6 protein-coding genes are annotated in these 6,315 nt (G+C 38.2%); 1 reads left to right on the top strand and 5 read right to left on the bottom strand.

Annotated features, from left to right (window positions below; all coding sequences use genetic code 11):
* Positions 1 to 158: 158 nt before the first annotated feature.
* From RZN25_17820 to RZN25_17810, 3 genes are all read right to left on the bottom strand, one after another.
* Positions 159 to 818 carry a hypothetical protein gene (locus RZN25_17820; protein ID MEQ6378666.1) on the bottom strand — a complete coding sequence of 220 codons (660 nt, stop codon included), beginning with the start codon at positions 816 to 818 and terminating at the stop codon, positions 159 to 161.
* A gap of 173 nt (positions 819 to 991) precedes the next feature.
* Positions 992 to 1,576, bottom strand: a complete 585-nt coding sequence (locus RZN25_17815) for a hypothetical protein (GenBank protein ID MEQ6378665.1) — start codon at positions 1,574 to 1,576, stop codon at positions 992 to 994.
* A 178-nt stretch (positions 1,577 to 1,754) separates the two neighbouring features.
* Positions 1,755 to 3,011 (bottom strand): recombinase family protein, encoded by a 1,257-nt coding sequence (locus RZN25_17810; GenBank protein MEQ6378664.1) that lies wholly within the window; start codon positions 3,009 to 3,011, stop codon positions 1,755 to 1,757.
* A 263-nt stretch (positions 3,012 to 3,274) separates the two neighbouring features.
* On the opposite strand from RZN25_17810, the gene RZN25_17805 reads away from it, so the two are divergent.
* Complete coding sequence (locus RZN25_17805) at positions 3,275 to 4,684, top strand: ISLre2 family transposase (GenBank protein ID MEQ6378663.1); 1,410 nt, start codon at positions 3,275 to 3,277, stop codon at positions 4,682 to 4,684.
* Positions 4,685 to 5,053: 369 nt separating this feature from the next.
* On the opposite strand, the gene RZN25_17800 is transcribed toward RZN25_17805, so the two are convergent.
* Both RZN25_17800 and RZN25_17795 read right to left on the bottom strand, forming a co-directional pair.
* Positions 5,054 to 5,719 carry a hypothetical protein gene (locus RZN25_17800; protein ID MEQ6378662.1) on the bottom strand — a complete coding sequence of 222 codons (666 nt, stop codon included), beginning with the start codon at positions 5,717 to 5,719 and terminating at the stop codon, positions 5,054 to 5,056.
* Positions 5,720 to 5,847: 128 nt separating this feature from the next.
* The gene (locus RZN25_17795; GenBank protein ID MEQ6378661.1) at positions 5,848 to 6,210 is read right to left on the bottom strand and encodes a recombinase family protein; all 363 of its coding nucleotides are present in this window, start codon (positions 6,208 to 6,210) and stop codon (positions 5,848 to 5,850) included.
* Between the last annotated feature and the right edge of the window lie 105 nt (positions 6,211 to 6,315).

Genomic DNA, 6,315 nt, shown 5'->3' with positions numbered 1-6,315 from the left:
GAGCATTTTTGTAGATTTGAAGTGTCAAACTCCCGAATTTCTTATAAAGAATTGACGAATTGGTTATAAATGAATATAATAAAAGCATAATAATTAATGAAGAACAATAACCTCATGGAATTCGTATTTTAAAAATATGAACACTTCATGGGGTTATTTTATTTATACTTAAATAAATCATACAACGAGACTAGCCTTCTGAAACTACTCTGCTGATTGCCGTCAAATTGTCCATAACTTTTAAATTCCTTTTGTAGGAACTTTCTAACTTCCTCCAAGGGTAACACCTCAAAGTTTTTGATAATCCATAAATAAGTTCTATATGAATTCCCTTTAAAAATTGACGGCATGTCATCCATATTATTTCCATCTGATATATTTTTTAGGGATTTAGCAATACTTGAATTAAGATAGTCAGCCTTCTTAGAATGTGTTGCAACATAGCTAGCAACATTGGGACATTTCTCTATTTCTTCCTGAGATAAATCCTTAAGGTACTTATAAATTGGAATAATGCGTTTTATCTTTAAATAAGATTCTTCATATGTCTCTTTAACTAGTCTTTTGAAGTTAAAGTTTTTATTATCGAATAATACATCCTCAAGAACTTCCTCTACAGGTCTAAGATTATATCCATAATTATTATTGATATCTTTAATATTTCCAATCGCAATAGCAAACTTTTGATCAGTTTGTTTCAACTTGCTAATATCATCCATAAATATTGTCATGACATCTGTTTTTTCTTTAGATTCAACAGATTCAACCACAATATCTCTCACAATTCTTTTTACTTGCTTGACTGTATTTAAATTCATGGCAGGGGTTAATTCATTTAGCTTATTATATACCTCTAGGTAATTATCCGTACTAACAACTGTTATTGGGAATGTAGTTGTTTCACCTTGATATGATTTTGCATGGAATAGTAATTCTTTCTCCTGTATTTCTTGAGCCCCTTCATTATACTCCAGTACATAAAAATGGCTCTTTAGATCATTGATTTGCTCTTTCGATAAACAACGTCAACATTATTACTATTCAGCCAAGCGACAGCCGATAAAGTTTGTTCATCATAGTCGGAAGCTACCAGTATGATTTTTTGATTCTTATTAAAGTTGCTCTCTGCACCATTTTCTCGCAAAAACTCAGTCAGTTTTCTAGTCCCAAGCTCTGCACTAGTTAAGGAGCTGTCTTCAAATTCCTTACGATATTTTTCTATGTATGGTGCGTATATTTTGTTCACTAAATCCTCTGGATCTTCTATTGTTGCATAGCTGGCTGCATATCGTATGGCTTGAAATTCAAAGGCCTCTCTCCGCCCTTCGATATCCTTACGATCTCTTTTAATCTCAACTAAAACAATATTCCCCTTATTATCAACAGCAGTAAGATCACTAATTCCATGCTGGGCGTTTCTAACTTGCTTACCAACAATGAGCATTGATTCTTCTTCATCACATATCATATCGATATTTTTTCTAAGCAATTCTTCGATATCACTTTCTTTGTAATTAAGTTCTGCAAAAGTGGTTGCGCCAATTTTTATCGCCTTATCATTGGATACATTGTACATATTGATTGCCTCCCAAAAAGGACAAGTTAATTTGATAATTTTACCATATCATATTTGTGGAAATATGAGTAACTTCAGACAATATAAAAAACCCACCAAGTAGCTTAAGCTAACTCAGTGGGTTTTGTTTTACCTATATTCACTTTTTCTTCTTCCGAGGCTTGCCTTTCTTCCTCAATCACCATGCCATCTTTTCATTTCCAGTAGCGGTCAGCTGCATGCCAAACTTCAAATCGTAGACAATCGTTCCGTCCGGATGAATTACTCCCTTTTCAACAATTCGGCTGAAAATATCAGGCCGGAACTCTATCCGCTCTTTGTCTGGCTTGAATTCCTGAATGCCTTCTAATTCTTCCAGAAACCACGCTAGGTCTTTTTCCGCTTCATGACCCTTTTGTTCTCTGTCCTCAAATTCATAAATCTGGTTTTGCAACTCCACAATCTGGTCCGTTATAGTCTTTATCTGGTTTGGATCGCCACCATGCTTTTCACCATCCTCTACCGCATCGTAGAGCTGATAATATAATTGCTGCATCTCTTCCTTAACTTGTTCTATCCTCTTTCGTTCGTCGTCATCAGGGGCATGGTCTTTGAACGCTTGCCTAATATCATACTTAAACCCTTCATCCTTTTTCATTTCCTGTAAGAGTACCATAAAAGTATGTTCCATTGAGATTTCTCTAAATCCACGGACTTCACACGATTCTTCGACGTACTTTTTCTCGGCAGTTCTGCACCGCCAGTAATGAACACCACCTTTTGAACTTCTTACATGAATAACTGGAGCTCCACATTCAGAGCAATGAAATATGCTAAAGAACTCTTGACGGTCGTGAGGTCTCTTTTTACTTCCTTTTCTATTCTCACTCCGACTATTCATAATTTGTTGAGCCGCTTCCCAATCTTCCCGACTCACGATTGCCGGATGGTGATCCCTTATTGTGTACTGAGGCAGTTCACCTCTGTTTTCAGCCTGTCTTCCCGCTAATGTGTCTGTTACGTAATATCGCTGATACACAAAGTCCCCACAGTATATCGGGTTAGTAATCATGCTATCCATCGAGGTACTATGCCACTTCTTTCTTCCTCTGGCTGTTTCAATGCCATCTTCAGTCAATCCATTACATATTTGATTTGTCGTTTTTCCTGCTAAAAGCTCACGATAAATGCGGCGAATCACCTCAGCCTGTTCTGGATTGATTACCAGGTTCTCATCTTCATCGTACTCATAGCCATATCGAGCATACTTTGTTTTAAACTGCCCTCGCTCTGCTAACCTGCGCTTTCCCCAAGCCACTGACTCTGCAAGACTTCTGCTTTCTTCCTGGGCCAGTCCACTATATACCGTCAGCATCACTTCGCCATCTTCATCTAAAGTTCGTATGTTCTCTTTTTGAAACACCACCTCGACTGGAGGCTTCAGTGCCTTTAACATACGCACCGTCTCCAGAACCGCCGTGAGGACGAGTGGATAAAAATACGCAAAATATAGATTAAATAATCCGAGTTTCTACTATTATATTTAGAGCTAACTTCTCTAGCTTCTTCTTACCAGAGCTTCCCTATATTCTTGTAAAATCTATGTGTAAAATATTTCTCGAGGGTATTTGAGGCTAAATTCTAGTAAAAAAAGAAAAGGCACTCTATCATAAATGTATGCTTTGACCGGCAACTACATTTAAAGAAAGAGGCCTTCTCATGGAAAAGATTATATCAAATTTATATCAATTAATAAAGAGCACGGGAAACTTAATTGAACTAGAAGAAAGCGTTCGAATGTATATGTATGAAGTGTTTGCTTCTCTGTTGGGGGATGTATTCACGCAGCTAAATCAAGTGATAAAAGAACAGAAACAGGAAGTGGGTTGGACAGTAAGAAGAGATGATTGGAAAACGGTCCAGTTTACTTTTGGATCCGTTACATTCCGTCATACATTGATGTGGGATGAGAATGGGGATTCACACCATCCGTTTGATCAGTGGTTAGGATTACGAAAGCATCAACGCCACAGTCCTTTGGTTGAAGTAAAAGTGGCCGAAATGGCTAGCGAAACGGACTATCGTGAAACAGCTCGAGTTTTAAAAGAATGGACAGCTGTAAACATTAGTCATACTACTGTAGGAAGTCTGGTAAAGCGTGTGGGGGAAGCACAGGCGGAGGCAGATGGAGCGATGGTGATCGAATTAGACGAAGCTGATTCGTTACCACAGGGGAAAAAATTAGACTTTCTATATGCAGAGGCAGATGGTGTATTTGTACGGGGTACACAGAAGAAAAAAAGTCTAGAGGTTCGGCATGCCGTCGTGCATGAAGGTTGGGATAAAAACGGAAAACGTGTCTCTTTACGTAATCCCAAAGTCATTATGACTACTCAACCTACTGCGGAATTTTGGAAAGAGGTTCAATCTTTTACGGCGCACCAATATTCGTTGGAGGATACACAAATCGTTACGAATAGTGATGGAGGTGCTGGGTATACAGCTGAGAAGTTTCAAGAAGCGTTCTCGCAATCGAAGTATCCAGTCCTAAATCAATTAGACCCCTACCACGTTTCACAGGCATTAAACCGTGCGTTAGGAGCAGGAAAAAGCGAGTTTAAAGATGGCATCAAAAAAGCCTTAAAAGAACATAATGAAGACGATTTCAAGCTATGGATAGATACCTATGAAAGTAACCTTGAGGAAGAAAGAAGTGTGGAAAAACTAGAGGCTTTTCGGACATATATCGAACATAACTGGGAGCGTATTTTTGATTGGAGAACAAAGGTTAAGAATCCACCTGAAGGTGCCCGGAGTTTGGGAGCAATGGAATCCAATCAACGCCATATTTCTTTCCGAATGAAAAAAAGAGGAATGCATTGGAGTACTGCAGGTGGAGAAGGAATGGTGAAGGTTATCCAGGGTATTTTAAATGGTACGTTAAGGGATGTTTACCTTAAGCATCAAGAGCGTAGTAAAAGAAAAAAACGTAACGTGAAACAAACCGTACGGTTGGCGCAAATCCTTCGTCAGCCTACTCGTCCATCCATAGGTGCAAAACAAGGATCCATTAGCTTGTATGTTGCCCATTCAACGGCAGTTGGAAAGCTTTTGAAGAGTTTTCGATAAACCCATATTGTTTTGTCAGGTTCTTGCTTTTTAGAACGTGACCAAACAATATTGGGAGAAAGCAAGCGTTAGCGCGGTAGAAAAAGTGTACAAAAATAGAGTGCTGGAAATATTGGTGCTTTAACTACATCGAGAAAAACTTGACACATACTTTAGGCTTGTACTTTACGAATAGGACAAACTGTAGTATCATAATATATAACTAATAGCGGTGTAGAGCTTCGGCTTACACTTAAGGGGACTGGATGCGTCTGGTCCTCTTTTAATTTTGCCTAAAAACATAGTTCTACCCATACAAAAAAATGCCCACCAAGCGGCATAAGCCAAACTCAATGGGTTCCTTAAATAGTTCTTTACGATATAAAGATGTCATTTTACTCGATAATGAAACACGTCTCTGGTTCCACCCTTTTCCGGTGCTTTGAATCTTTCCATTTTTCCTTCCTTTATTAAGGGTCTCAAAATAACTTGGAAGATGTGCGAATCAGAAATGACCATCCTCTCATTCATAAAACCTACAATCTCTTTTAGATCCTTTGGCTCCTTGCAAAATACTAACAGCTCCTCCACCTCAGACCCTTTGAGTAATGTCTCATGTTTTTCCTTCGTTTTCTGCTTTTTTTGCTGCCTTTTTAACTCTACATAATCAGCATAGGTTTCTGGCATTTTTTGTTCCAGTTCAAATATGAGATGGTAGGTGACCTTTCCATCTTTACACACTTCTGCTCGACTAATAAATTCTTGAAACAAATCTTCTGGGAAGTCCTCGCTTGCTCCTTCCACATACTTTTTCACCTTTTTCATGATTTCCTTAAACAGTTTTCTTTCATGCTCCACTCGTCTTTCTCGTTCACTAAAGAGTTTTAGTCGATCATGCAATGCCACCAATTCTTCTGTTAGCTTATCCACCAGCTGAGTGTTTTGCCCGTTTTCATGAATACCCTCTTCAACTGCACTGTACAAGGCTTGGTTTTGTACTTCCACTCTATCCTGCAAATCTATTTTTTCGTTTTTCTCTTCCTCTGTTAATTCCAACCTATTAATCCAATACAAGACGTCATTTTTAAAATTAGGGTCCGTATGAATTTGTTTTAAAAAGTGAATGAAGTTCCATTCTAAATAATCCTGGCGAATACGCCTTGTATCGCATCGTTAGTTCTGTATCACTGATCATGGCGACAGCACACCCAGAAGTGTGTTTCCATTGGTTTTTTCCATCGTCTCTCTACATGCCGTCTATGCCCAATCAAATATCCACATTCACCACAATACAGTTTTTCTATAAAAGCTTCATTTTTCATTTCATCTTTTTCATACTTCTGATGTCCATCTTTGATAAATCCTTTTTTCCGTTCTTCTAAAATATCCTGAACCCGGTCCCAGTCCTTTGGCTTAATGATCAGCTCATGATGGTTTTCAACATAATACTGAGGTTCCTCACCCTGATTACGAATGACCTTGGATTGCAAGGTATCGACTGTCACATTTTTTTGAAATAAATAATCCCCCCTTGATGCGAAAAAGATAAAAAATCAAAATCTAGATTTTCATCAATTCCAAACCACTAAATCTGGTATGAAATTCACGCTTTTTATCTTTTCGTCATCATCACAACAACAAACCCAACCACC

The sequence above is a fragment of the Bacillaceae bacterium S4-13-56 genome (assembly GCA_040191315.1).
Classification (GTDB): domain Bacteria; phylum Bacillota; class Bacilli; order Bacillales; family JAWJLM01; genus JAWJLM01.
This window is presented reverse-complemented; position numbering and strand designations above follow the sequence as displayed.